This window comes from Micromonospora sp. DSM 45708 (genome assembly GCF_039566955.1).
Classification (GTDB): Bacteria; Actinomycetota; Actinomycetes; order Mycobacteriales; family Micromonosporaceae; genus Micromonospora.
In genome coordinates this window covers 4,031,206-4,056,686 of the sequence record NZ_CP154796.1, presented here as the reverse complement: position 1 = coordinate 4,056,686, position 25,481 = coordinate 4,031,206, and the positions used below count along the sequence as shown (strand labels likewise).

17 protein-coding genes and 3 rRNA genes are annotated in these 25,481 nt (G+C 71.8%); 18 read left to right on the top strand and 2 right to left on the bottom strand.

Annotated elements, in window-relative coordinates:
- The first annotated feature begins 65 nt into the window (after window positions 1-65).
- From VKK44_RS17085 to rrf, 3 genes are all read left to right on the top strand, one after another.
- A 16S ribosomal RNA gene (locus VKK44_RS17085) occupies window positions 66-1,580 on the top strand.
- A gap of 378 nt (window positions 1,581-1,958) precedes the next feature.
- Window positions 1,959-5,069 (top strand): 23S ribosomal RNA (locus VKK44_RS17080).
- A gap of 84 nt (window positions 5,070-5,153) precedes the next feature.
- Window positions 5,154-5,270 (top strand): 5S ribosomal RNA (gene rrf, locus VKK44_RS17075).
- Together the 16S, 23S and 5S rRNA genes form the textbook arrangement of a ribosomal RNA operon.
- Before the next feature lie 6 nt (window positions 5,271-5,276).
- Here the strand turns inward: rrf and VKK44_RS17070 are convergent.
- The gene (locus VKK44_RS17070) at window positions 5,277-6,965 is read right to left on the bottom strand and encodes a hypothetical protein (protein ID WP_343442081.1); all 1,689 of its coding nucleotides are present in this window, start codon (window positions 6,963-6,965) and stop codon (window positions 5,277-5,279) included.
- Between the two features lie 264 nt (window positions 6,966-7,229).
- Here VKK44_RS17070 and VKK44_RS17065 point away from each other — a divergent pair, with 264 nt between their 5' ends.
- Window positions 7,230-8,204 (top strand): tetratricopeptide repeat protein, encoded by a 975-nt coding sequence (locus VKK44_RS17065; protein ID WP_343447801.1) that lies wholly within the window; start codon window positions 7,230-7,232, stop codon window positions 8,202-8,204.
- Between the two features lie 77 nt (window positions 8,205-8,281).
- Window positions 8,282-9,277, top strand: a complete 996-nt coding sequence (locus tag VKK44_RS17060; RefSeq protein WP_343447800.1) for an HAD-IIA family hydrolase — start codon at window positions 8,282-8,284, stop codon at window positions 9,275-9,277.
- A gap of 14 nt (window positions 9,278-9,291) precedes the next feature.
- Here the strand turns inward: VKK44_RS17060 and VKK44_RS17055 are convergent, their stop codons facing one another.
- Window positions 9,292-9,627 carry an SCP2 sterol-binding domain-containing protein gene (locus VKK44_RS17055; protein ID WP_343442080.1) on the bottom strand — a complete coding sequence of 112 codons (336 nt, stop codon included), beginning with the start codon at window positions 9,625-9,627 and terminating at the stop codon, window positions 9,292-9,294.
- A 112-nt stretch (window positions 9,628-9,739) separates the two neighbouring features.
- Here VKK44_RS17055 and VKK44_RS17050 point away from each other — a divergent pair, with 112 nt between their 5' ends.
- The 13 genes from VKK44_RS17050 (at window position 9,740) to VKK44_RS16990 (ending at window position 25,450) form a co-directional block, all read left to right on the top strand.
- Window positions 9,740-10,294, top strand: coding sequence for a hypothetical protein (locus VKK44_RS17050; RefSeq protein WP_343442079.1), 555 nt, complete (start codon window positions 9,740-9,742; stop codon window positions 10,292-10,294).
- On the top strand, window positions 10,291-10,521 hold the full coding sequence (locus VKK44_RS17045; protein WP_343442078.1) for a hypothetical protein: 231 nt from the start codon (window positions 10,291-10,293) through the stop codon (window positions 10,519-10,521). The genes VKK44_RS17050 and VKK44_RS17045 overlap by 4 nt, the downstream gene beginning before the upstream one ends.
- 24 nt (window positions 10,522-10,545) lie before the next feature.
- Window positions 10,546-11,394 (top strand): TlyA family RNA methyltransferase, encoded by an 849-nt coding sequence (locus VKK44_RS17040; protein WP_343442077.1) that lies wholly within the window; start codon window positions 10,546-10,548, stop codon window positions 11,392-11,394.
- Window positions 11,391-12,275, top strand: coding sequence for an NAD kinase (locus VKK44_RS17035; protein WP_343442076.1), 885 nt, complete (start codon window positions 11,391-11,393; stop codon window positions 12,273-12,275). The genes VKK44_RS17040 and VKK44_RS17035 overlap by 4 nt, the downstream gene beginning before the upstream one ends.
- A gap of 435 nt (window positions 12,276-12,710) precedes the next feature.
- Window positions 12,711-14,468, top strand: a complete 1,758-nt coding sequence (gene recN, locus VKK44_RS17030) for a DNA repair protein RecN (protein ID WP_343442075.1) — start codon at window positions 12,711-12,713, stop codon at window positions 14,466-14,468.
- A gap of 117 nt (window positions 14,469-14,585) precedes the next feature.
- Window positions 14,586-15,764: a putative cytokinetic ring protein SteA gene (gene steA, locus VKK44_RS17025; protein WP_343442074.1), complete on the top strand. Its 1,179-nt coding sequence runs from the start codon at window positions 14,586-14,588 to the stop codon at window positions 15,762-15,764.
- Window positions 15,765-15,791: 27 nt separating this feature from the next.
- Window positions 15,792-16,733 carry a copper transporter gene (locus VKK44_RS17020; RefSeq protein ID WP_343442073.1) on the top strand — a complete coding sequence of 314 codons (942 nt, stop codon included), beginning with the start codon at window positions 15,792-15,794 and terminating at the stop codon, window positions 16,731-16,733.
- Between the two features lie 62 nt (window positions 16,734-16,795).
- Complete coding sequence (locus VKK44_RS17015; RefSeq protein WP_343442072.1) at window positions 16,796-17,659, top strand: hypothetical protein; 864 nt, start codon at window positions 16,796-16,798, stop codon at window positions 17,657-17,659.
- Between the two features lies 1 nt (window position 17,660).
- On the top strand, window positions 17,661-19,349 hold the full coding sequence (gene murJ, locus VKK44_RS17010; protein ID WP_343442071.1) for a murein biosynthesis integral membrane protein MurJ: 1,689 nt from the start codon (window positions 17,661-17,663) through the stop codon (window positions 19,347-19,349).
- The gene (locus VKK44_RS17005) at window positions 19,346-20,479 is read left to right on the top strand and encodes a glycosyltransferase family 4 protein (protein ID WP_343442070.1); all 1,134 of its coding nucleotides are present in this window, start codon (window positions 19,346-19,348) and stop codon (window positions 20,477-20,479) included. Before murJ ends, VKK44_RS17005 begins: the two co-directional genes overlap by 4 nt.
- Window positions 20,479-22,863, top strand: a complete 2,385-nt coding sequence (locus tag VKK44_RS17000; protein ID WP_343442069.1) for a hypothetical protein — start codon at window positions 20,479-20,481, stop codon at window positions 22,861-22,863. The genes VKK44_RS17005 and VKK44_RS17000 overlap by 1 nt, the downstream gene beginning before the upstream one ends.
- Window positions 22,864-23,069: 206 nt before the next feature.
- Window positions 23,070-24,848, top strand: a complete 1,779-nt coding sequence (locus VKK44_RS16995; protein WP_343442068.1) for a CTP synthase — start codon at window positions 23,070-23,072, stop codon at window positions 24,846-24,848.
- Window positions 24,845-25,450, top strand: coding sequence for an NUDIX hydrolase (locus VKK44_RS16990; RefSeq protein WP_343442067.1), 606 nt, complete (start codon window positions 24,845-24,847; stop codon window positions 25,448-25,450). Before VKK44_RS16995 ends, VKK44_RS16990 begins: the two co-directional genes overlap by 4 nt.
- Window positions 25,451-25,481 lie beyond the last annotated feature (31 nt).

Here is a 25,481-nt window from a genome sequence, read left to right as displayed (position 1 = left end):
TCTGATTTGGTCGGGATTCCTTTGGCAACACTTTTGTTGCCAGGACATTGTGTCCGACAAAGTTTTTGTTGGAGAGTTTGATCCTGGCTCAGGACGAACGCTGGCGGCGTGCTTAACACATGCAAGTCGAGCGGAAAGGCCCTTCGGGGTACTCGAGCGGCGAACGGGTGAGTAACACGTGAGCAACCTGCCCTAGGCTTTGGGATAACCCTCGGAAACGGGGGCTAATACCGAATATGACCTCGCATCGCATGGTGTGTGGTGGAAAGTTTTTCGGCCTGGGATGGGCTCGCGGCCTATCAGCTTGTTGGTGGGGTGATGGCCTACCAAGGCGACGACGGGTAGCCGGCCTGAGAGGGCGACCGGCCACACTGGGACTGAGACACGGCCCAGACTCCTACGGGAGGCAGCAGTGGGGAATATTGCACAATGGGCGAAAGCCTGATGCAGCGACGCCGCGTGAGGGATGACGGCCTTCGGGTTGTAAACCTCTTTCAGCAGGGACGAAGCGTAAGTGACGGTACCTGCAGAAGAAGCGCCGGCCAACTACGTGCCAGCAGCCGCGGTAAGACGTAGGGCGCGAGCGTTGTCCGGATTTATTGGGCGTAAAGAGCTCGTAGGCGGCTTGTCGCGTCGACCGTGAAAACCTGGGGCTCAACCCCAGGCCTGCGGTCGATACGGGCAGGCTAGAGTTCGGTAGGGGAGACTGGAATTCCTGGTGTAGCGGTGAAATGCGCAGATATCAGGAGGAACACCGGTGGCGAAGGCGGGTCTCTGGGCCGATACTGACGCTGAGGAGCGAAAGCGTGGGGAGCGAACAGGATTAGATACCCTGGTAGTCCACGCTGTAAACGTTGGGCGCTAGGTGTGGGGGGCCTCTCCGGTTCCCTGTGCCGCAGCTAACGCATTAAGCGCCCCGCCTGGGGAGTACGGCCGCAAGGCTAAAACTCAAAGGAATTGACGGGGGCCCGCACAAGCGGCGGAGCATGCGGATTAATTCGATGCAACGCGAAGAACCTTACCTGGGTTTGACATGGCCGCAAAACCTCCAGAGATGGGGGGTCCTTCGGGGGCGGTCACAGGTGGTGCATGGCTGTCGTCAGCTCGTGTCGTGAGATGTTGGGTTAAGTCCCGCAACGAGCGCAACCCTCGTTCGATGTTGCCAGCGCGTTATGGCGGGGACTCATCGAAGACTGCCGGGGTCAACTCGGAGGAAGGTGGGGATGACGTCAAGTCATCATGCCCCTTATGTCCAGGGCTTCACGCATGCTACAATGGCCGGTACAATGGGCTGCGATACCGTGAGGTGGAGCGAATCCCAAAAAGCCGGTCTCAGTTCGGATCGGGGTCTGCAACTCGACCCCGTGAAGTCGGAGTCGCTAGTAATCGCAGATCAGCAACGCTGCGGTGAATACGTTCCCGGGCCTTGTACACACCGCCCGTCACGTCACGAAAGTCGGCAACACCCGAAGCCGGTGGCCCAACCCTTGTGGAGGGAGCCGTCGAAGGTGGGGCTGGCGATTGGGACGAAGTCGTAACAAGGTAGCCGTACCGGAAGGTGCGGCTGGATCACCTCCTTTCTAAGGAGCACCATCCGGCGAAAGCTGGTATGGAGCCCGCGGCCCGCGAATGTCGGGTCGGGGTGCTCAGATGGCGGAGACACTGGTGAGTTTTTCTTCGGCAACGGCCGGGGTTCTTCTAGTACAGCTGCTTCTTCGGGAGTGGTGGGAACGGAGTCCCTGGTGCGGCTGGGGGATGGCGTAGAGCACCCTGTTGGGTCCTGAAGGAACAACCTGTGGGTTGTTTTTTCGGAGCCTTGTGCGGGCGGGAGTCCGTGAAGGTTGCCAGGCATGGCCTGGTCTCGCATACCGCCGGCGGTTGTCGGGTTTGGTGTGGGGCTTGAGGGTTGTGGGTTGGTTGTTTGTTGAGAATTGCACAGTGGACGCGAGCATCTTTGTGGTCAAGTTGTCAAGGGCGAACGGTGGATGCCTTGGCACCAGGAGCCGATGAAGGACGTGGGAGGCCGCGATAGGCCTGGGGGAGCTGTCAACCAAGCTGTGATCCCAGGGTGTCCGAATGGGGAAACCCGGCATCAGTCATGTGATGTCACCCGCACCTGAACACATAGGGTGTGTGGGGGGAACGCGGGGAAGTGAAACATCTCAGTACCCGCAGGAAGAGAAAACAAATAGTGATTCCGTGAGTAGTGGCGAGCGAAAGCGGATTGAGGCTAAACCGGTTGCGTGTGATACCTGTCAGGGGTTGCGTGGTCGGGGTTGTGGGACCCTGCTCAACAGACTGACATCTGTTGGAGAAGTTACAAAGCCAGTGGTTAGTCGAACAGTCTGGAATGGCTGACCGTAGACGGTGATAGTCCGGTAGGTGAAAGCTGCTGGTCTTCTGTGGGTGTTCCCGAGTAGCGGCGGACTCCTGAAATCTGCCGTGAATCTGCCAGGACCACCTGGTAAGCCTAAATACTTCCTGGTGACCGATAGCGGACAAGTACCGTGAGGGAATGGTGAAAAGTACCCCGGGAGGGGAGTGAAATAGTACCTGAAACCGTTCGCCTACAATCCGTCGGAGCCTTACGGGGTGACGGCGTGCCTTTTGAAGAATGAGCCTGCGAGTTAGTGGCATGTGGCGAGGTTAACCCGTGTGGGGGAGCCGTAGCGAAAGCGAGTCTGAATAGGGCGTATTCAGTCGCATGCTCTAGACCCGAAGCGGAGTGATCTAGCCATGGGCAGGCTGAAGCGCGGGTAAGACCGCGTGGAGGGCCGAACCCACCAACGTTGAAAAGTTGGGGGATGACCTGTGGTTAGGGGTGAAAGGCCAATCAAACTCCGTGATAGCTGGTTCTCCCCGAAATGCATTTAGGTGCAGCGTCGCGTGTTTCTTGCCGGAGGTAGAGCACTGGATGGTCTAGGGGGCCCACAAGCTTACCGAAATCAGCCAAACTCCGAATGCCGGTAAGTGAGAGCGCGGCAGTGAGACTGCGGGGGATAAGCTTCGTAGTCGAGAGGGAAACAGCCCAGATCACCAGCTAAGGCCCCTAAGCGTGTGCTAAGTGGAAAAGGATGTGGGGTCGCATAGACAACCAGGAGGTTGGCTTAGAAGCAGCCACCCTTTAAAGAGTGCGTAATAGCTCACTGGTCAAGTGGTTCCGCGCCGACAATGTAGCGGGGCTCAAGCACACCGCCGAAGCTGTGGCATTCACATTTTTACTTCGCCCGGTCTTGATATCGGGTGCAGGTGTGTGGATGGGTAGGGGAGCGTCGTGCCGGGGGTGAAGCGACGGGGTGACCCAGTCGTGGACGCGGCACGAGTGAGAATGCAGGCATGAGTAGCGAAAGAAGGGTGAGAAACCCTTCCGCCGGATGACCAAGGGTTCCAGGGCCAGGCTAATCCGCCCTGGGTGAGTCGGGACCTAAGGCGAGGCCGAGAGGCGTAGTCGATGGACAACGGGTTGATATTCCCGTACCCGCGAAAGAGCGACCCTGACGAACCTCGTTGTGCTAACCATCCGAGCTGCTGGAGGTCTTCGGACTGATGGTGGTGAGCGTGGGAACCTGGCGGGTAGTAGTCAAGCGATGGGGTGACGCAGGAAGGTAGCTGAGCCCGGCCGGTGGTTGTGCCGGGGTAAGCGTGTAGGCCGTGCCATAGGCAAATCCGTGGCGCATGTAGGCTGAGACGTGATGCCGAGCCGATTCAGGTGAAGTCAGTGATCCTATGCTGCCGAGAAAAGCCTCTAGCGAGTTCTTAGCGGCCCGTACCCCAAACCGACACAGGTGGTCAGGTAGAGAATACCGAGGCGATCGGGCGAACTGTGGTTAAGGAACTCGGCAAATTGCCCCCGTAACTTAGGGAGAAGGGGGGCCGGAGACGTGAAGCCCCGCGCGGGTGGAGCGTTGTATGGCCGCAGAGAGCAGGGGGAAGCGACTGTTTACTAAAAACACAGGTCCATGCGAAGAAGTAATTCGATGTATATGGACTGACGCCTGCCCGGTGCTGGAACGTTAAGGGGACCTGTTAGCTCTTCGGGGCGAAGCGGAGAACTTAAGCGCCAGTAAACGGCGGTGGTAACTATAACCATCCTAAGGTAGCGAAATTCCTTGTCGGGTAAGTTCCGACCTGCACGAATGGCGTAACGACTTCCCCACTGTCTCAACCACAGGCCCGGCGAAATTGCATTACGAGTAAAGATGCTCGTTACGCGCGGCAGGACGGAAAGACCCCGGGACCTTTACTATAGCTTGACATTGGTATTTGAATTAGCTTGTGTAGGATAGGTGGGAGCCGGTGAAGTCCATACGCCAGTATGGGTGGAGGCAATCTTGAAATACCACTCTGGTTGATTTGGGTATCTAACTTCGGACCGTTATCCGGTTCAGGGACAGTGTCTGGTGGGTAGTTTAACTGGGGCGGTTGCCTCCTAAAGGGTAACGGAGGCGCCCAAAGGTTCCCTCAGCCTGGTTGGCAATCAGGTGTTGAGTGCAAGTGCACAAGGGAGCTTGACTGTGAGACTGACAGGTCGAGCAGGGACGAAAGTCGGGACTAGTGATCCGGCACTGGCATGTGGAAGCGGTGTCGCTCAACGGATAAAAGGTACCCCGGGGATAACAGGCTGATCTTCCCCAAGAGTCCATATCGACGGGATGGTTTGGCACCTCGATGTCGGCTCGTCGCATCCTGGGGCTGTAGCAGGTCCCAAGGGTTGGGCTGTTCGCCCATTAAAGCGGTACGCGAGCTGGGTTTAGAACGTCGTGAGACAGTTCGGTCCCTATCCGCCGTGCGCGTAGGATACTTGAGAAGGGCTGTCCCTAGTACGAGAGGACCGGGACGGACGAACCTCTGGTGTGCCAGTTGTCCCGCCAGGGGCACGGCTGGTTAGCTACGTTCGGAAGGGATAACCGCTGAAAGCATCTAAGCGGGAAGCTCGCTTCAAGATGAGGTATCCCACCACTCTTTGAGTGGGTAAGGCCCCCAGCTAGACGACTGGGTTGATAGGCCGGAAATGTAAGCCCGGTAACGGGTTCAGTTGACCGGTACTAATAGGCCGAGGACTTGACTACTAAGCTGCTACGCGTCCACTGTGCAACTCTGAACAAACACCAGACCCCTTGTGTGTGGGTTGTTGGTTGATATGTTCATAGAGTTACGGCGGTCATGGCGGAGGGGAAACGCCCGGTTACATTCCGAACCCGGAAGCTAAGCCCTCCAGCGCCGATGGTACTGCACTCGGGAGGGTGTGGGAGAGTAGGACACCGCCGGACAATCTTTCAGTCGAGGGCCGCCCCACCAGGGTCGGCCCTCGACTGCGTTAGCGTTCTGGCGGAAACGCCATCAGGAAGGATGCACCTGTGAGCTCTGGACCGCAGGACGGGGACCGCCCCCGTCGCTACGAGGATCGCGCCGACCGTGGCCAAGGGCGCGGCGACGCCCGCCGCGATGATCGCCCCTCGTACCGGGGCGGTCGCGACGACCGTGCCGGCGGCACCCGCGGTGGTGACCGTCGTGAGGGCGGTTTCCGTCGTGACGACCGCGCTGGCGGTGCGCCTGGTGGCGACCGTCGTGAGGGCGGTTTCCGGGGTGGCGACCGTCAGGGTGGCTTCCGCGGTGGTGACCGTGACGGTGGCTTCCGGGGCGGGGAACGCCGTGAAGGTGGTTTCCGTCGTGACGACCGCGCTGGCGGTGCCCCGGGCGGGGACCGTCGTGAGGGCGGTTTCCGTCGTGACGACCGCGCTGGCGGTGCCCCGGGCGGGGACCGTCGTGAGGGCGGTTTCCGTCGTGACGACCGTGCCGGTGGTGCGCCTGGTGGCGACCGTCGTGAGGGCGGTTTCCGGGGTGGCGACCGTCAGGGTGGCTTCCGCGGTGGTGACCGTGACGGTGGCTTCCGGGGCGGCGACCGCTCGGGTGGCTTCCGTGGTGGTGACCGTGACGGTGGTTTCCGGGGCGGGGACCGTCGTGAAGGTGGTTTCCGTCGTGACGACCGCGCTGGCGGTGCGCCCGGTGGTGACCGTCGTGAGGGTGGCTTCCGGGGCGGGGACCGTCGTGAGGGTGGCTTCCGTCGTGACGACCGTGCCGGCGGTGCGCCGGGTGGCGACCGTCAGGGTGGCTTCCGTGGTGGTGACCGTGACGGTGGTTTCCGGGGCGGGGACCGTCGTGAGGGCGGTTTCCGTCGTGACGACCGTGCCGGCGGTGCGCCCGGTGGTGACCGTCGTGAGGGTGGTTTCCGGGGTGGCGACCGCTCGGGTGGTTTCCGCGGTGGTGACCGTGACGGCGGTTTCCGCGGTGGTGACCGTCCGGCTGGCTTCCGGGGCGGGGACCGTCGTGAGGGTGGCTTCCGTCGTGACGACCGCGCTGGCGGCGCGCCGGGCGGTGACCGTCGCGAGGGCGGTTTCCGGGGTGGCGACCGTGCCGGTGGTGCGCCTGGTGGTGACCGTCGTGAGGGTGGTTTCCGGGGTGGCGACCGTCAGGGTGGTTTCCGCGGCGGCGACCGTGACGGCGGTTTCCGGGGTGGCGACCGTCAGGGTGGCTTCCGGGGCGGTGACCGTGACGGTGGCTTCCGGGGCGGGGACCGCCGCGAAGGTGGCTTCCGTCGCGACGACCGCGCCGGCGGCGCCCCGAGCAGTGACCGTCGTGAGGGTGGTTACCGGGGTGGCGACCGCTCGGGTGGCTTCCGCGGTGGTGACCGTGAGGGCGGTTTCCGGAGCGGTGAGCGACGCGAGGGTGGTTTCCGTCGTGACGACCGGGAGAGTGGTTACCGGGGCGGCGACCGCCGTGAGAGCTACGCCGGCGGTGAGCGTCGTGAGGGTGGTTTCCGTCGTGACGACCGCGCCGGTGGTGCGCCGAGCGGTGAGCGTCGCGAGGGTGGCTTCCGTCGCGACGACCGTGAGGGCGGCTTCCGTGGTGGCGACCGTCGTGAGGGCGGTTACCGCGGTGGGCGTACCGAGCGGGACGGGGAGCACCGCGGTTACGGCGACCGCCCGGACCGGGACGACCGCCGGTCGGGCAGCTTCGGTCCGCAGCGCGAGCGTCAGGACGAGCGGGGCGAGGGACGTACCGGGGCGGCGCCGGACCTGCCGGACGAGGTGGTCGCGAGCGACCTCGACTCGACCGTGCGGGCGGAGCTTCTCTCGCTCGCCAAGCCGGTCGCGGAAACCGTCGCCCGGCACCTGGTCGCGACCGGCCTGCTGATCGACGAGGACCCGACGCTGGCGTTGTCGCACGCCATGGCCGCCCGACGGCTCGCCTCGCGGATCGCCGCGGTGCGTGAGGCGGTCGGACTGGCCGCGTACCACTCGGGGGAGTGGCAGACGGCGATCGCCGAGCTGCGGACGTACCACCGGATGACCGGCTTGCAGAGCCACCTCGCGGTCCTGGCCGACTGCGAGCGGGCGCTGGGCCGGCCGGAGCGGGCGATCGACCTGTTCCGCGGGGCCGACCAGGCCAAGCTCGACCAGGCCGTCGCCATTGAGCTGCTGATCGTGGCGGCCGGCGCGCGCGGCGACCTGGGCCAGAAGGACGCGGCCGTGGCGATGCTCCAGGTCCGCGAGCTGACCGCCGAGTCGGCCGAGCCGTGGGCGGCGCGGCTGCGCTACGCGTACGCCGACGCGCTGCTCGCGGTGGGTCGGCGCGAGGAGGCACGCGAGTGGTTCTCCCGCGCCTCCGACATCGACTCCGACGGTGAGACCGACGCCGCCGAGCGGCTGCTGGAGCTCGACGGCGTGGTCATCGAGGGCGACGACGAGGACGACGAGTCGGACGGCGACCCGGTCCGCTCGGGTTCGTCGGCCACGGACCGCGACTCCGACGACGAACGGAACGGCGAAGACAGCCGGACCGACGAGGACGACGACGACCTCGACGAGGACGACGACCTCGACGACGAAGACGACGAAGACGAGGACCTCGACGAGGACCTCGACGAGGACGACGACGAAGAGGCCCGCCCGACCGGCGACCGCACCGAGGCGCCCGGCGCCGGTGACGCGGCCCGGGCCGGGTACCGGGACCGTGACGCCGGCGACCTGGGGGACGACGAGCTGACCGACACCGAGGCCGGCGCACTCACCGCCGCCACCGGCGACGCACCCGCCGGCCAGGCCGATGACCGGCCGGCGACCGGCGGGAACGGGAACGGGACCGACCGGAACCAGACCGGCGGGACCACGCCGGGTGGGAACGAGGCGGCGGAGCGCCCGTGAGCGGGCACGCCGGGGCCACCGACACCGGCCCCGGCGCGGAGCGGGCCCGCCCCGACCGCGCCGGGGCGGACGGACGGCTGGTCGACGGGTACGCCCTGGTGGTCTTCGACCTGGACGGGGTCATCTACCTGATCGACCGGCCCATCCCCGGTGCGGTCGAGGCGGTCGGCCGGCTACACGCCGAGGGACGGGCGGTCGCGTACGCGACGAACAACGCCTCGCGCCGTTCCAGCGAGGTGGCCGACCTGCTCACCGGCATGGGCGTGCCGGCCGAGCCGGCGGAGGTGCTGACCTCCGCCGCCGCCACCGCCGAGCTGCTCCGGGACCGGTTGCCGGCCGGTGCGCCGGTGCTGGTGGTCGGCGCGGAGGCGCTCCGGGCGGAGCTGCGCGCGGTGGGCCTGCGGCCGGTGTCGACGGTCGACGAGGAGCCCGCCGCGGTGGCCCAGGGCTACGGTCCGGAGGTCGGCTGGTCCGAGCTGGCCGAGGCGTCCCTGGCGGTACGGGCGGGTGCGCCCTGGTACGCCACGAACACCGACCGCACGCTGCCCAGCCCGCGCGGTCCGCTGCCCGGGAACGGTTCGTTGGTGGCGGTGCTGCGTACCGCGCTCGGTCGGGATCCCGACGTGGTGGTGGGCAAGCCGGAGCCGGCGCTGTTCGCCACCGCCGCCCGCCGGGCCGGGACCGGGCGCACGCTGGTGGTGGGCGATCGGCTCGACACCGACATCGAGGGCGCCCGCCGGGCCGGGCTGGACAGCCTGCTGGTGCTGACCGGGGTCAGTGACGCGGCCGAGCTGCTGGCGGCGCCGGAGCCGCGCCGGCCGGCGTACGTCTCCTTCGATCTGGCGGGGCTGTTCGACGCGGAGGCCGTGGTGGCGGTGCCCGGCCGACCCGAAACCGGTGGCTGGTCGGTGACGGCGACCGGCGGGGAGCTGGCCCTCGACGGCGCGGGACGGCCGTTGGACGCGCTCGCGGCGCTCTGCGCGGTGGCCTGGTCGACGCCGGCCGGCCCGCGGGTGCGGGCCGGGTCCCCGGCGGCGGCGGAGGCGCTGGCCGCGTTCGGTCTCGACGGCTGAGCCGGCGGCGTCGCTCAGAGCAGCTTGCGGAGTTTCATCAGATCGAACGGGTTCGCCTTGACGGAGACCCGGCGGGACGCCACCGCCGACATGATGTCGAGCTTGCCGTGGACCAGGGCGATCAGGTCGTCGCTGGCGATGCTCAGCGCGATCTTGGCCTTCGGGTCGTCGCCGTCGGTCAGCCCGACCAGCCGGCCGCCTTCGAGCCGTCCGTGGAACGCGGTGCCGAGATCGGTGATCCGGCAGGCCAGGGTGCGGTCGAGGTCGATCTTCCCCGATGCCTCGGCGTGCCGGTCGAGCCGGTCGGCCAGGTCCTGCAACGCCTGGCGGCAGTCGTCCACGCTGGCCACGTCGTCTCCTCACCACGATCCACGCCGTTCCCCGGCACCGTACCGCAATGGTGTGTCCCCGGTGCCCGGTAGCGTGGCACCTGCACACCTCGCCCCGTGGAAGGACTCAGGCATGCAGGACGCGTGGCGCGCCTACCTCTCGCTGGCCATGGGCCTGACGGAGGCGCCCCGGAAGAAGGCGCAGGACGCGGTGATGCGCGTCGTCGGTCAGGGCGGCGCGACGGCCGGGCAACTCCAGTCGCTCGCCGAGGAACTGGTCGCCACCGGCCTGGCGAACCGGGAGGCGCTGACCAAACTGGTCCGCTTCGAGGTCGACCGGGCGCTGGGCGCGGTCGGGCTGGCCACCGCCGACGAGGTCGCCGAGCTGACCCGTCGCGTGCACGACCTGGAACGGCAGTTGCGGGAGGCGCGCACGCCCGTCGAGCCGGCGACCCCGGCCGACCGGCCGGCCCCGGTCACCGAGCCGGCCACGACCGCCCCGACCACATCCGCGCCGGCTTCGAGCGGGACCGCGCCGTCCAAGGCGGTCGCGAAGAAGGCGGTGGCCAAGAAGGCGATCGCGCGCAAGCCCGCCGCCGCGGTGGTGCGCACGCCGGCCGGTGAGTCGCCCGCCGCGCCCGCCCGGCCGGCGCGCAAGGCCACCGGCCGCCGGGCGGACGGTTCGTGACCGCGCCCTTCCGGCCCGGTCCGCCGCCGGGCCCGCGTCCCGGCCCGCCCCCGGGGGTACGCCCCGTGCTGGTCGAGGAGGTCGGCGAGGCACGACACCCGGCGGTGGACGCCGCGGTGCGGGGCATGGCCAACGCGGAGGCGCTCGCCCCGGCGGATCAGATCGCCCAGTACGAGGCGGCGTACGAGACGCTGCGCGAGACCCTGGCCGGCATCGACCAGGCCTGAGCAGAGGCGGAGAACGGACACCCGATGGCACGTCGTACCCGCTTGGACGCCGAACTCGTCCGCCGCGGTCTGGCCCGGTCCCGCGAGCAGGCCGTCGCGCTGGTGGAGGCCGGGCGCGTCCGGTTGCGCGGGGTGCCGGCGCGCAAGCCCGCGGCCATGGTCGACCCGGCCGACCCGCTGCTGGTCACCGGCGAGGACCCGACCGAGGAGTACGTCTCCCGGGGCGGCCACAAGCTGGCCGGCGCGCTGGCCGCGTTCGCGCCGGGCGGGCTGGTGGTGAGCGGCCGGCGCTGCCTGGACGCGGGCGCCTCCACGGGCGGATTCACCGACGTGCTGCTGCGCGCCGGCGCGGCCGAGGTGGTGGCCGTGGACGTCGGCTACGGGCAGCTCGCCTGGCCGCTGCGCACCGACGGGCGGGTCCGGGTCTTCGAGCGCACCAATGTGCGTACCCTCACGCCGGAGACGATCGGCGGCCCGGTCGACCTGACGGTGGCCGACCTGTCGTTCATCTCGCTGCGTCTGGTGCTGCCCGCGCTGGCCGGCTGCACCGGGCCCGACGGCGACCTGGCGCTGATGGTCAAGCCGCAGTTCGAGGTGGGCCGGGAGCGGGTCGGCGCCGGCGGTGTGGTGCGCGACCCGGCGCTGCGCGCCGAGGCGGTGCTCGACGTGGCCGCCGCCGCCGCGCGGCTCGGTCTCGGCCTGGCCGACGTGGCGGCCAGCCCGCTGCCCGGGCCGAGCGGCAACGTCGAGTTCTTCGTATGGTTGCGCCGGGACGCGCCCGCCGCCGATCCCGACCGGGTACGCGCGGTGGTGGCCGCGGGTCCGCAGGGTGCCGCCGTGACGGCGGCCACGACCGAGGAGGTGTCCGGGTGAGCCGCACCGCGCTGTTGGTGACGCACACCGGTCGTCGACGCAGCACCGAGCACGCCCGGGCGGTCGCCGCCGACCTGATCTCGAACGGGTTCGAGGTGCGGGTGGTGGCCGAGGAGGCCGACGACCTCGACCTGCCGGGCGTGGTGCCGGTGACCGGCCCGGAGGCGGCCGAGGGCGCGGAGATCGTGTTCGCGCTCGGCGGGGACGGCACGTTCCTGCGCGCCGCCGAGCTGGCCCGACCGGCCAAGGCGCCGCTGCTCGGCATCAACCTGGGCAAGGTCGGCTTCCTGGCCGAGGCGGAGATGAACGACCTGGACGCCGCGGTGCGTGACGTGGTCGCGCGCAACTACACGGTGGACGAACGGCTGACCCTCGACGTGACCGCCGAGTTCGAGGGCGGGCCGACCATCGAGTCGTGGGCGCTCAACGAGATCAGCGTGGAGAAGGGCGAGCGCGCCCAGATGCTGGAGCTGCTCGTCGACGTGGACGGCCGGCCGCTGTCCCGGTACGGGTGCGACGGCGTGGTCTGCGCGACCCCGACCGGCTCCACCGCGTACGCGTTCTCCGGTGGCGGGCCGGTGGTCTGGCCCGAGGTGGAGGCGCTGCTGCTGGTGCCGATCAGCGCGCACGCGCTGTTCAGCCGTCCGCTGGTCACGGCGCCGACCTCCACATTCGTCATCACCGTCGACCCGTTCACCACGCTCGCGGTGCTCTGCTGCGACGGCCGGCGGGTCTACGACCTGCCGCCCGGCGCCCGGGTCACGGTGCGCCGGGGCGCGTTGCCGGTGCGCATCGTCCGGCTGCGGGCGCGCCCGTTCACCGACCGGCTGGTGGCCAAGTTCGACCTGCCCGTGCAGGGTTGGCGCGGCAACCGCCGCTGATTGACGGCTCAGCAACGTATCCGGGTCCGCCGGTGCGCGTTACGGTGGGCGGGTCGGGCCGCGTCGAGGTGAGTCCGGCCGCGGCGGTGAGGCCCGCCGCGGCGGAGGTGGCGTGGCCCGGCGGTCGCGGGTTCGGCCAGGGGTGGTCGGAGCCGCGACGGTCGGGGTGTCGGAGTGTCGCGGCCGGCCGCGGCGGGCGGTCCGGCGCGCCGTGCCCGGTCGGGTGTCGACCCCGGTCGGGCCGACAGGTCGATGAGCCGCCGCCGGAGGAAGCGGCGGCGCACGAGCTGGGCGACGTCCGGCGCCCCGACCCACACCCACCCCCGGTTCCCCGAGCGCGCCGGTTCCCGGAAGGCGTGGCGATCCGACCGCGGCTGACCACTCCTTCCGTGCCGGCTGGTCAACTGTCACCCGGCGGGGCTACTGTCGGGTGCTGTGCTGGAAGAGCTGCGCATCACCGGACTGGGCGTCATCGAGGACACCACGCTGCCGCTGGCCGGGGGGATGAACGTCATCACCGGCGAGACCGGCGCCGGCAAGACCATGGTGGTGACCGGCCTCGGCCTGCTCTTCGGCGGCCGGGCCGACGCGGGTCGGGTGCGGGCCCAGCCGGGCCGTGCGGTGGTGGAGGGGCGGCTGCGGCTGCGCGGCCGGGTGGCCGAGGCGGTGCACGCCCGCATCATCGACGCCGGCGGCGAGCCCGACGAGGACGGTTCGCTGCTGCTCAGCCGCACCGTCACCATCGAGGGTCGTTCGCGGGCCCACCTGGGCGGGCGCAGCATGCCGGTGGCGACGCTCGGCGAGGTGGGTGAGCAGGCTCTGGCGGTGCACGGCCAGTCCGACCAGCTGCGCCTGCTGCGTCCGGCCGAGCAGCGGGCCGCGCTCGACCGGTTCGCCGGCGGCGAGCACGAGAAGCTGCTGGACGCGCTGCGCGAGACGTACGCGCGGTGGCGGACGGTGGTCGACGACCTGGCCGACCGGCGGCGCAACGCCCGTGAGCGCAACCAGGAGGCCGACCTGCTCCGGCTCGGCCTCGACGAGATCACCCGGGTCGATCCGCAGCCGGGGGAGGACGACGAGCTGAAGGCGGAGGCGCAGCGGCTGGAGCACGCCGAGGGGCTGCGCACCGCGGCCCAGGTGGCGCAGCAGTGCGTGGCCGGCGGCGTGGAGGCGACCGACGACACCCCCGACGTGGCCGTGCTGCTCGGCACCGCCCGCCGCACGCTGGAGGCGCAGGCCGGCACCGACCCGGCGCTCGGTGAGCTGGCGGCCCGGCTGGAGGAGGTCGCCACGCTGGTCACCGACGTGGCCGCCGAGCTGTCCACCTACCTGACCGCGCTGGACGCCGACCCGGCCCGGCTGGAGACGATCTACGAGCGACGGGCCGCGCTGCGCGGACTCACCCGCAAGTACGCCGACGACGTGGACGGCGTGGTGGCCTGGGCCGAACGGGCCCGCACCCGGCTGTCCGAACTGGACACCTCCGACGAGCTGTTGGACGAGCTGGACCGGGAGGCGTCCCGGCTCGCCGGTGAGGTGGCCGACCTCGCCGGCCGGGTCTCCGCCTCCCGGCAGGAGGCCGCGGTCCGCTTCGCCGAGCAGGTCACCGTCGAGCTGGCCGGGCTGGCCATGCCGCACGCCCGGATCGAGGTGGCGGTGCTGCCCCGGGCGGCCGGGCGGTCCGAGCCGACCCTGCCGGTCAACGGTGTCGAGGCGGGCGTCGGCGCGGACGGCGCCGACGAGGTCGAGCTGCGGCTGCTGGCCCATCCCGGAGCGCCGTCGTTGCCGTTGCAGCGGGGCGCCTCCGGCGGTGAGCTGTCCCGGGTGATGCTCGCCATCGAGGTGGTCTTCGCCGGTTCCGGCGGTCCACCCACGCTGGTCTTCGACGAGGTCGACGCCGGTGTCGGCGGGCAGGCGGCGGTGGAGATCGGCCGGCGACTGGCCCGGTTGGCGCGCACCCACCAGGTGCTCGTGGTCACCCACCTGCCCCAGGTCGCCGCGTTCGCCGACCGGCACCTGGTGGTGGCGAAGGACACCGGGGGCGCGGTGACCACCAGCGGGGTACGGGTGGTGGAGGACACCGAGCGGGCCCGGGAGCTGGCCCGGATGCTCGCCGGTTTGCCGGACTCCGATCTGGGTATCGCCCACGCCGAGGAGCTCCTGGCCGTGGCCGCGAAGGAAAGGCGTCCGTGATACCCCGATTGTGAGCGCAAGCACACCGGGGCGCGTTCCGGTGTGCTTCCCTGGGTAGGCGGCCCTGCTCAGCATGTCGCGACAGCAGAACCTGCCCCACATGCCAGGATGGTCACGATGCGTCTACCCACACTGCGCCGGACCCGGAACGCGGAACCGGGCTCGATCCTCGGCACCGCGCGCCTCGACCGCCGGACGAAACGGCTGGTCGGCCGCCTGCGTCCGGGTGACATCGCGGTCATCGACCACGTCGACCTGGACCGGGTGGCGGCCGACTCGCTCGTCGCGGTGGGGGTGGCCGCGGTGCTCAACGCCAAGCCGTCGGTGTCCGGGCGCTATCCCAACCTCGGCCCCGAGGTGCTGGTGGCGGCCGGCATCCCGCTCCTGGACGATCTCGGTGAGGGCGTCTTCGAGCAGGTCCGCGAGGGCGACCTGGTGCGCATCGAGGGCAACACCGTCTTCGTGGGCACGGAGCCGGTCGCGCACGGCGCGTTGCAGGACGCGGAGACGGTCGGCAAGTCGATGGCCGACGCCCGGGAGGGCCTGTCGGTGCAGTTGGAGGCGTTCGCCGCCAACACGATGGACTACCTCCGGCAGGAACGCGACCTGCTGCTCGACGGCGTCGGCGTGCCGGAGATCCAGACCCAGATGCAGGGCCGGCACTGCCTGATCGTGGTCCGGGGCTACGACTACAAGGCCGACCTGGACGTGCTGCGGCCCTACATCCGGGAGTTCAAGCCGGTGCTGATCGGCGTGGACGGCGGGGCCGACGCGCTGGTCGAGGCCGGTTACACCCCCGACATGATCATCGGCGACATGGACTCGGTCACCGACGACGTGCTGCGCTGCGGCGCCGAGGTGATCGTGCACGCCTACCCGGACGGGCGGGCCCCGGGTCTGGCCCGGGTCAACGGCCTGGGTGTGCCCGCGATCACCTTCCCGGCGGCGGCCACCAGCGAGGACCTGGCCATGCTGCTGGCCGACGAGAAGGGCGCCTCGCTGCTGGTGGCCGTCGGCACCCACGCCACCCTGGTGGAGTTCCTCGACAAGGGCCGGGGCGGCATGGCGTCGACGTTCCTCACCCGGCTGAAGGTGGGCGGCAAACTGGTCGACGCCAAGGGCGTCAGCCGGCTCTACCGGCAGAGCATCTCCGGGTCCTCGCTGCTGCTGCTGGTCCTCTCGGCGGTCGCCGCGATGGCCTCCGCGGTGGCGGTCTCCACCGTCGGGAAGGCGTACTTGGGCGTGGTCTCCGAATGGTGGGACAATTTCGTGTTCCAGCTCGGCCAGCTCTTCTAGCCCCCCGACGATCAAGAGGCTGCAAGCGTGATCAATTTCCGCTACCACGTGGTGTCCCTGACCGCGGTCTTCCTCGCGCTGGCGATCGGCCTGGTGGTCGGCACAGCCGCCCTCAACGGGCCGGTCGCCGACTCGCTCCGGGAGAACGTCAACGGCCTGCGCAAGGACAACTCGCTGATGCGCCAGTCGGTCAACGACATGCAGAATCAGCTGAAGACCGAGGAGGAGTTCGTCGGCGAGACGGCGCAGTTCGTCCTGCCCGGCAAGCTGGCCGGCCGGCGGGTGGTGGTGCTCACACTGCCCAGCGGCCGGGACCAGACCGAGGGCGTGGTGAACATGCTCCGCACCGCCGGCGCGAACGTCACCGGCCGCGTCACCGTGCAGGACAAGTTCGTCAACCCGGACAGCAACAACAACCTGCTGGAGCTGGCCGTCACCGCCGCCCGGCCGAACAGCGCACCCACCGCCAACCTCCCCGGCAACGGGCACGGCGTGGAGACGTCCAGCGCGTTGCTGGCCAACGTCCTGCTGGACCGCCCGGTGGGCAGCCCGGCGGTCAGCGAGGCCGACCGGCGCAGCGTGCTCCAGAAGTACGCGGAGGCCGGCTACCTCACCCCGGAGGACCGGATCTCCGGCGCCGCCGAGGCGGTCGTGCTGGTCACCGGCCAGCCGTACGTGGACAAGGACTCGGCGAAGAAGGATGAGTCGGTGGTGAAGGTCGCCGAGCAGTTCGACCGCGCCGGCGCGGTGGTGGTCGCCGGCATGGGCTCGACCGGCGGCAACCTGGTGGCCGTGGTCCGCGGCGACCCGGTGCTGTCGCAGACCATCTCCACTGTCGACAACGCCAACACCGTGCAGGGGCAGCTGGTCACCAGCCTCGCCCTCGCCGAGCAGCTCACCGGCAAGAAGGCCGGCCAGTACGGCGTGGGCGACAACGCCGCCGCCCGGCTGCCTAAACTGCCCCAGTGACCGCGCCGGGCCGTGGAGGTCCGTGCCGGGTCGCGTCGAGAGTCCGGATCAGGAGGGGTCGCGTGAGACTGGGTCGGCTGCTGGCCGTGGGCACGGGGGTGCTGGCCGCCCGCTACGCGCTGCGGGAGGTGCGCACGTCGCCGAGCGCGCCGGCGTTGGAGCGCACCAACTTCCGGGGCCGCACCGTGACCCTGGCCGCCGGCCCGGCCCTGGCCGTGGGCGCCGCCACCGCGGGCGCGCTCGGCGCCGGCAGCGCCCCGGCCGGCGCCGCCGCGCTGCTGGCCGGCGTCGGCGCCGGCGCGGTCGGGCTCTACGACGACGTGGTCGGCGCGCGCCCGGAGCAGAAGGCCGCCAAGGGCTTCGCCGGTCACCTCGCCGCGCTGCGCGCGGGGCGGGTCACCGCCGGGCTGGTCAAGGTCGTCGGGGTGGGCGCCGCCGGGCTGGGCGCCGCGGCGCTGCTCGCCGCCGACCGGCGGGTCGCCGCCCATCCGCGCCGGCAACGGGCCGGCACGTTCGGTCGCGGGGTCGACGTGCTGCTCGGCGCCGGCGTGGTGGCCGGCACCGCCAACCTGGTCAACCTGCTCGACCTGCGCCCCGGCCGGGCACTGAAGTCCGGCCTGCTGCTCGGCGCGCCGCTGTCCACCGGCCAGTACGGCGGCATCGCGGCGGGCGCGGTCGGCGCCGCCGCCGGCCTGCTGCGCGACGACCTGGGCGAGCGGGTGATGGTCGGCGACAGCGGCGCCAACGCGCTCGGCGCGCTGCTCGGCGTGAGCCTCGCGGCGCGTACCGGGCCGCTCGGGCGGGCCGGCGTGCTGGCCGTGCTCGCCGCGCTCACGGCCGCCAGCGAGAAGGTCAGCTTCACCCAGGTCATCCAGCGGACCCCGGGGTTGCGGCACCTCGACGAGCTGGGCCGGCTCGCCGACTGACGTGACGAAACCGGCACCCCTCGCCGCCGTCGGCCGCGTCGCCGGGGCGGCTGCCCTCATCGCCGTGCTCACCGTGGTCAGCCGGCTCGCCGGCTTCGGCCGCACCGCCGTGTTCACCTGGACGCTGGCCCCCACCGACCTGGGCGGCGCCTACCTGGTGGCGAACTACGTCCCGAACGTCATCTTCGAGATCGTCGCCGGTGGGGCGCTGGCCAGTCTGGTCGTACCGCTGCTGGCCGGCGCTGTCGCCGCCGGTGACCGGCGGGCGGTGGCCGCCACCACCGGCGCGTTGCTGACCTGGACGCTGAGCCTGCTGGTCCCGCTGGCGGTGCTGGTGGCGCTGCTCGCCGAACCGCTGACCGGCCTGCTCGGGCACGGCCTCGACGCGGCCCAGCAGGCGACCGGGGCGCGGATGCTGCGGGTCTTCGCGCCCCAGTTGCCGCTCTACGGCATCGGCATCGTGCTCACCGGGGTGCTCCAGGCGCACCGCCGGTTCGCCTGGCCGGTGCTCGCGCCGCTGCTGTCCAGCATCACCGTCATCGCGGTCTACCTCGCCTTCACCGCCGTGCAGGGGCGGCGGGCCGGCATCGGCGAGGTCGGCCGCGGCGGGGAGCTGCTGCTCTCCGGCGGCACCACGCTCGGTGTGGTGGTGCTCTCGCTGTCCCTGCTGATCCCGCTGCGTCGGCTGCGGCTGCGGCTCCGGCCGGGCTACCGGTTCCCGGTCGACGCCCGGGCGCGGGTCGGCGGCCTGGTGGTCGCCGGTGTGGTCACCGTGGCCGCCCAGCAGATCGCCCTGGTCGTGGCGCTCAACCAGGTCACCTACGGCCGGGTCGCCGACGTCGGCGTCTACAACCTGGCCCAGACCGTCTACTTCCTGCCCTGGTCGGTGCTGGCGGTGCCGCTCGCGGTGGCCGCGTACCCGACGCTGGTGGCGGCCCGGGCCGGCGGCGACGAGCGCGCCTACCGCGACACGCTGGCCCCGGCGGCGCGCGGGGTCGTGCTGTTCAGCCTGCTCGGCGCCGCCGCGCTGGCCGGCACCGCGCTACCGGTCGGGCACTTCTTCTTCCCCGACCCCGTCGACGCGCGCACCGCCGCCGCCGGGATCGCCGGCTTCGCCCCCGGCCTGCTCGGCTACGGCCTGTTCGCGGTCCTCACCCGGGCGCTCTACGCACGCGGCGAGACCCGCTCCGCCACGGTCGCCACCGCGCTCGGCTGGCTGAGCGTGCCCGCCCTCGCGGTCCTGTTCGGCCAGGCGCTGCCGCTGGCCGACCGGGTGCCCGCGGTGGCGCTGGCCACCTCCGCCGGGATGCTGTTGCTCGGCGCGCTGCTGGTCGCCGCCGTGCGGCGTGCCGCCGGCCCGGAGGCGCTGGCCGGCATCGGCCGGGCCGGCGCGGCCGGACTGCTCGCCGCCGTGGTCGCCGCGGCGGGCGGGGCGGCCACCGCCCGGGGGCTCGACGGGCTGGGGGACGGGACCCCGACGACGCTCGCGGCCCTCGCGCAGGGCATGCTGTCCGGGGTCGTGGTCGGCGTCCTGTTCCTCGCCGTCGCCTGGCTGACCGACGCCCGCGACCTGCGGCCGCTGCTCGCGACCGTGACCCGCCGGCTGCGTCGCCGGCGCCCGGCCGACGGCCCGCCGGCGGACCAGCACCCCGGCGAGCGGGGCGACGGAAAGGAGATCGTTTCCTCATGACGGACGCCTCGCCGGCACCGCGCTGGCCCGGGTCGGTCGCCCTGGTGCTCGCCTCCAGCACCGGCGGGGTGGGACAGCACGTCCGGTCGGTCGCCCGCGGGCTGACCGAGGCCGGCGCGTCGGTGCTGGTCTGCGGACCGGCCGCCACCCAGCAGCAGTTCGACTTCACCGGCACGGGCGCCCGGTTCACGCCGGTGGAGATCCCGGCCAGCCCCACCCCGGGCGACGCGCGCGCGGTCACCGCGCTGCGCCGGGCGCTGGCGGAGACGCCTGTCGACGTGGTGCACGCGCACGGCCTGCGGGCCGGCCTGGTCGCCGCGCTCGCCCGGCCCACCGTCCCGCTGGTGGTCACCTGGCACAACGCGGTGCTCGCCGGCGGGCTGCGCGGCGCGTTGTCCCGGCTGGTCGAACGCGTCGTCGCCCGCTCCGTGCGGGTCGCGCTCGGGGCCTCCGCCGACCTGGTCGAGCGGGCCGCCGCGCTGGGTGCCGCCGACGCCCGGCTGGCGCCGGTCGCCGCGCCGACGCTGCCCCCGCCCGGTCGCCGCCGCGCCGCGGTGCGGGCCGAGTTCGGCGTCACCGCCGACCGTCCGCTGATCCTCTCGGTGGGCCGGCTGCACCCGCAGAAGCGGTACGACGTGCTGATCGACGCCGCCGCCCGGTGGCGGACCCGGGTACCCGCCCCGGCGGTGGTGATCGCCGGCAGCGGACCCGCCTACCTGCCGCTGGCCGCGCGGATCTCGGCCGCCCGCGCGCCGGTGACCCTGCTCGGGCACCGCACCGACGTGGCGGACCTGCTGGCCGGCGCCGACCTGGCGGTGGTCACCAGCGACTGGGAGGCCCGCCAGTTGTTCGCGCAGGAGGCGCTGCGCGCCGGCGTACCGCTGGTGGCGACCGCTGTCGGTGGCCTGCCGGAGCTGGTCGGCGACGCCGCGGTGCTGGTCCCGGCCGGCGACGTGGACGCGGTCGACGCGGCGGTGCGCGAGCTGCTCGACGACGCGGCCCGCCGCGCCGACCTGGGCCGCCGGGGCGCGGCCCGCGCCGCGACCTGGCCCACCGAGGCGGACACCGTGGCCGCGCTCGCCGACCTGTACGCGGAGCTGACGCCACAGCACTCCACGGGGAACCGCTGATGCTGCGCAGACTGACCCCGGTGCTGCTGACCCTGGTGGTGGTGGCCCTGGGCATCACCGCGCTGGCCGCCCGCCCGGACGACGGCGGGCCCCGGCGCAGCGCCGACTTCGTGGTGCTGGTCGGCGCGGCCGGCCTGCGCTGGGACGACGTGGACCCGCAGAACACGCCGACGCTGTGGCGGATGGCCGAGCAGGGGGCGATCGGTTCCCTCTCGGTGCGCTCCGCGCACCGTCCCACCTGCCCGGTGGACGGTTGGCTGACGCTCGGCGCGGGAAACTTCGCGGCCTGGAACGGCAGCCGCCCGGGTGGCGGCTGCCCGGCCACCGGGGTGACCGTCGAGCAGCCCGACGGGATCGGCGCGAACCTGCCCGACCAGCAGGGCGTCGTCGCCCACAACCAGAACAAGCTCGCCTGGGGCGCGGTCCCGGGCGCGCTGGCCGAGTCGGTGCGCTGCTCGGTGGCGGTCGGGCCGGGCGCCGCGGTGGCCGCCGCCCGCCCGTTCGGCCGCGTCGACCGGTACGAGCCGGCGCTGCCCGACGACCCGACGGAGCTGCTCGGCTCCTGCGTGCTGAGCATCGTCGACGTGGGCACTGTCGACGACGACGATCCGGCCGTCCGGGCCGCCCAGGCCCGCCAGGCCGACGCCCGGCTGGCCCGGGTGCTCGCCGCCCGGCCGCCGCAGTCGCTGGTGCTCGTCGCCGGCGTCTCCGACACCGACACGCCGGCGCGGCTGCACGTCGCCGTCGCGGACGGTCCGGGCTGGGACGGGGGTTGGTTGACGTCGCCGAGCACGGCCCGGGCCGGTTACCTGCAACTGGTCGACCTGGCCCCGACCGCACTCGCCGCGCTCGGCCGGCCGATGCCGGAGCGGCTGTTCCTCGGCCGGCCCGCGGTGACCGTCGACGACCGGCCGGGCGACCTGCGGGAGGCGATCACCGCGCCGGCCGACGCCGACCGGGAGGCGGCTGCCCAGCGCCGGGTCGCCGGCTGGTTCTTCACGCTGCTGGCCGCCGCCCAGATGGCCCTCGCGGTGGCGGTGTTGCCGCTGCTGCGGCGGGCCCGCCGGCTCGCCGGCCCGCACGGACCGGAGCCGGTGTCCCGGCGGGTGGTCGCGGTGGTGGAGTTGCTGCTGGTCGCCGCCGCGCTGGCGGTGCCGGCGGCCCTGCTGGCCGACGCCGTGCCCTGGTGGCGCGGCACCCACGCGGGCTGGTGGTTCGCCTCGGTGACCGCCCTGCTCATCGTCGGTGGCACGGCCGTGGTCCGGTTCGCCCCCGGCCACGACCGCACGCTGGGGCCGCTCGGCGCGGTCGCCGGGTTGGCCACGCTGGTGGTCGGCGTGGACGTGCTCACCGGCTCCCGACTGCAACTCAACGGCGTGGTGGGATACTCCGCGCTGGAGGGCGGCCGGTACGCCGGCCTGGGCACCGTCGGCCTGGGCGTGTTCATCGCCGGGTCGTTGCTGTGCGGGGGCTGGCTGGCCCAGCGGGTACGCCGCACCTGGCGGCCGACCGTCATGGTGGCCGTGGCTGGCACCGCGGTGGTGATCGTCGGCAGCCCGTACCTGGGCGCGGATTCGATCGGCGCGATCGCGCTCACCGCCGGGGTGAGCGTGGCCGCGGCGATCTGTGGCGGCGGCTGGCTGACCGTCAGCCGCCTCGCCTGGGCCACCATGGCCGGGCTGGCCGTCACCATCGGCTTCGCGCTCGTCGACCTGGGCCGGCCGGCGGCCGAGCGGGGCAGCCTGGGCCGTTTCCTGGCGGCGCTCGGGGACGGCACCGGTGGTCTGACCGTGCACCGGTCCAGCACCTCGAACTTCCAGACGCTGGTGAACAGCCCGCTCACCGTGCTGGCCCTGGCCGGCGCCGCGCTGGTCTGGCTGGCCCTGCTCCAGCCGTGGGGCGGGCTGCTGCGGCTGTTCGGCATCTACCCGGCGATCCGGGCGGCGATGGCCGGCACCGGGGTGGCCGCCGGGCTCGGCGGTGTGCTGGGCGGCAGCGCGTTGGACGTGGCCGGCGCGGCCGGCGCGCTGGTGGTGCCGATGGCGGCGTTGGCCGCGCTGCGGGTGCTCGACCACTCCACGGACCGCACGCTGCCCGACAGCGGCCGGCCCGGGGGAGAGGGGGGCGTGGCGCCGTCGGACGGGTCCGGTCCCGGCGGCGCGGGCCCGTCGGGCGGCCCCGGTGACGCGGACCCCTCGGCCGGCCCGGGTGCCGGCGCGGACGTGCCCGGCCGGGGTGGCGCCCCGGCGGGACCGGACGGGTCCACCGGGGGTGACGCGTCCCGCCGTCCGGCCGGGATGGCGACGCGCGGGGCCGACGCGGTGCCGGGAGCCCGGGTACCCGCACCGGCCGCCCCACCAGCGGCCGAGTCGCCGGTCCGCTGACCCGTGGCGGGCGCGCCGACCGGTGGTCCGCGCGCCGGCGCACGGGAGTTGATCAAGCCGGACGGGGCCCCACGTGCGCCGACAGCGGGTGCGACGCCGGCTCACGGTCCGGAAGGTGTTACCGTGGAATCCCGTGGATCGCGTGATCACTTGTCTGATCGGCACGGCGGTTCGCACGACCGCTACGGACGACACGGGAGCAGGCCTTGGCCCCTTCAGCACGGACGACCAGGCACATTTTCGTCACCGGGGGAGTCGCCTCCTCGCTGGGCAAGGGCCTCACCGCCTCCAGCCTCGGCAATCTGCTGACCGCGCGCGGGCTGCGCGTGGTGATGCAGAAGCTCGACCCGTACCTGAACGTCGATCCCGGCACGATGAACCCGTTCCAGCACGGCGAGGTGTTCATCACCGAGGACGGGGCCGAGACCGACCTCGACGTCGGCCACTACGAGCGGTTCCTCGACCGTGACCTCTCCGGCAAGGCGAACGTCACCACCGGGCAGATCTACTCGGCGGTGATCGCCAAGGAACGGCGCGGCGAGTACCTCGGCGACACGGTCCAGGTCATCCCGCACATCACCAACGAGATCAAGGCCCGGATCCTCGGCATGGCCGACCCGGACGCCGACGGCCAGGTCCCCGACGTGGTGATCACCGAGGTCGGTGGCACGGTCGGCGACATCGAGTCGCTGCCGTTCCTGGAGTCGATCCGCCAGATCCGGCACGACCTGGGCCGGGACAACTGCTTCTACCTGCACGTCTCGCTGGTGCCCTACCTGGCGCCGTCGGGCGAGCTGAAGACCAAGCCGACCCAGCACTCGGTGGCCCAGCTGCGCAGCATCGGCATCCAGCCCGACGCGCTGGTGCTGCGCTGCGACCGGGAGATCCCGGACAAGGTCAAGGAGAAGCTCTCGCTCTACTGCGACGTGGACCGGGAGGCGGTCACCGCCGCACCGGACGCGCCGAGCATCTACGACATCCCGAAGGTGCTGCACCGCGAGGGCCTGGACGCGTACGTGGTGCGCCGGCTCGGCCTGTCGTTCCGCGACGTCGACTGGACCCGCTGGGACGACCTGCTGGAGCGGGTGCACCAGCCGCGCCACACCATCACCGTGGCGCTTGTCGGCAAGTACGTCGACCTGCCCGACGCGTACCTGTCGGTGAGCGAGGCGATCCGGGCGGCCGGGTTCGGCCACCGCGCCCGGGTGCAGCTCAGATGGGTGCCCAGCGACGAGTGCGTCACCCCGGCCGGCGCCGCCGCCGCGCTGGCCGGCGTCGACGGCATCGTGATCCCCGGCGGGTTCGGGGTGCGCGGCATCGAGGGCAAGGTGGGCACCGCCCGGTACGCCCGGGAGAACGGCGTCCCGCTGCTCGGCCTCTGCCTCGGCCTCCAGTGCATGACCATCGAGGTGGCCCGCCACCTGGCCGGTCTGGACGGGGCGAACTCCCTGGAGTTCGACGAGGAGGCCGTGCACCCGGTCATCGCCACCATGGCCGACCAGGAGGACATCGTGGCCGGCCGCGGCGACCTGGGCGGCACCATGCGGCTCGGGGCGTACCCGGCGACGCTGGCCGAGGGGTCGATCGTCGCCCAGGCGTACGGCAGCACCGAGGTCAGCGAGCGGCACCGGCACCGGTACGAGGTGAACAACGCCTACCGCGACCAGCTCACCAAGGCCGGCCTGACCGTCTCCGGCACCTCGCCGGACGGCCGGTTGGTCGAGTTCGTCGAGCTGGACCGCGACCTGCACCCGTTCTTCGTGGCCACCCAGGCGCACCCGGAGCTGAAGAGCCGCCCCACCCGCCCCCATCCGCTGTTCGCGGCGTTCGTGGGCGCCGCGGTCGCGTACTCCGAGTCCGACCAGCTCCCGGTCGACCTGGACGGCTCGTCGGCAGCCGCCGCGGCGAAGCCGGCCCGCGCGCCGAAGCGGACCGCCGCGGCGGAGCAGAACGGCGTGGCGGAGCAGAACGGCGTGGCGAAGTGAGCGGCGTCGAGCACCGCTACGAGGTGACCGCGCGCCGGGACGTCTGGTCCGGCCGGATCTTCTCGGTGGTCAGCGACGACGTGACGATGCCCGGCGGGGGCACCGCGGCCCGCGACTACGTGCGGCACGTGGGCGCGGTGGCGGTGGTGGCGCTCGACGACGCCGACCAGGTGGTGCTGATCCGCCAGTACCGGCACCCGGTCGGCCGGCACCTGTGGGAGCTGCCCGCCGGGCTGATGGACGTCAGCGGGGAGGACCTGGCCGCCGCGGCGGCGCGGGAGCTGGCCGAGGAGGCCGACCTGACCGCGGGGCGCGTCGACGTGCTCGTCGACCTGCACAGCTCACCCGGTTTCTCGGACGAGGTGGTGCGCGTCTTCCTGGCCCGTGACCTCGCCGACGTGCCGGCGCAGGAGCGGCACGACCGGCGCGAGGAGGAGGCCGACCTCCAGGTGGTCCGCGTCGATCTCGACGAGGCGGTCCGGATGGTCCTGGCCGGTGAGATCACCAACGCGTCCTGCGTGGCCGGGCTGCTCGCCGCCGCCCGCGCCCGGGAGACCGGCTTCACCGAGCTGCGTCGCCCCGAGGTGCCGCTGCCGCGCTGATCGGGCACCGACGACGAGAGGGGCCGCGCGG

Excerpts from the sequence above, each read along its gene's own strand:
- VKK44_RS17065 (WP_343447801.1), top strand. The coding sequence starts at position 7,230 with ATGGCCGCCCGACGGCTCGCCTCGCGGATCGCCGCGGTGCGTGAGGCG.
- VKK44_RS17000 (WP_343442069.1), top strand. The coding sequence starts at position 20,479 with ATGCTGCGCAGACTGACCCCGGTGCTGCTGACCCTGGTGGTGGTGGCC.
- VKK44_RS17050 (WP_343442079.1), top strand. The coding sequence starts at position 9,740 with ATGCAGGACGCGTGGCGCGCCTACCTCTCGCTGGCCATGGGCCTGACG.
- VKK44_RS17005 (WP_343442070.1), top strand. The coding sequence starts at position 19,346 with ATGACGGACGCCTCGCCGGCACCGCGCTGGCCCGGGTCGGTCGCCCTG.
- steA (WP_343442074.1), top strand. The coding sequence starts at position 14,586 with ATGCGTCTACCCACACTGCGCCGGACCCGGAACGCGGAACCGGGCTCG.
- VKK44_RS17040 (WP_343442077.1), top strand. The coding sequence starts at position 10,546 with ATGGCACGTCGTACCCGCTTGGACGCCGAACTCGTCCGCCGCGGTCTG.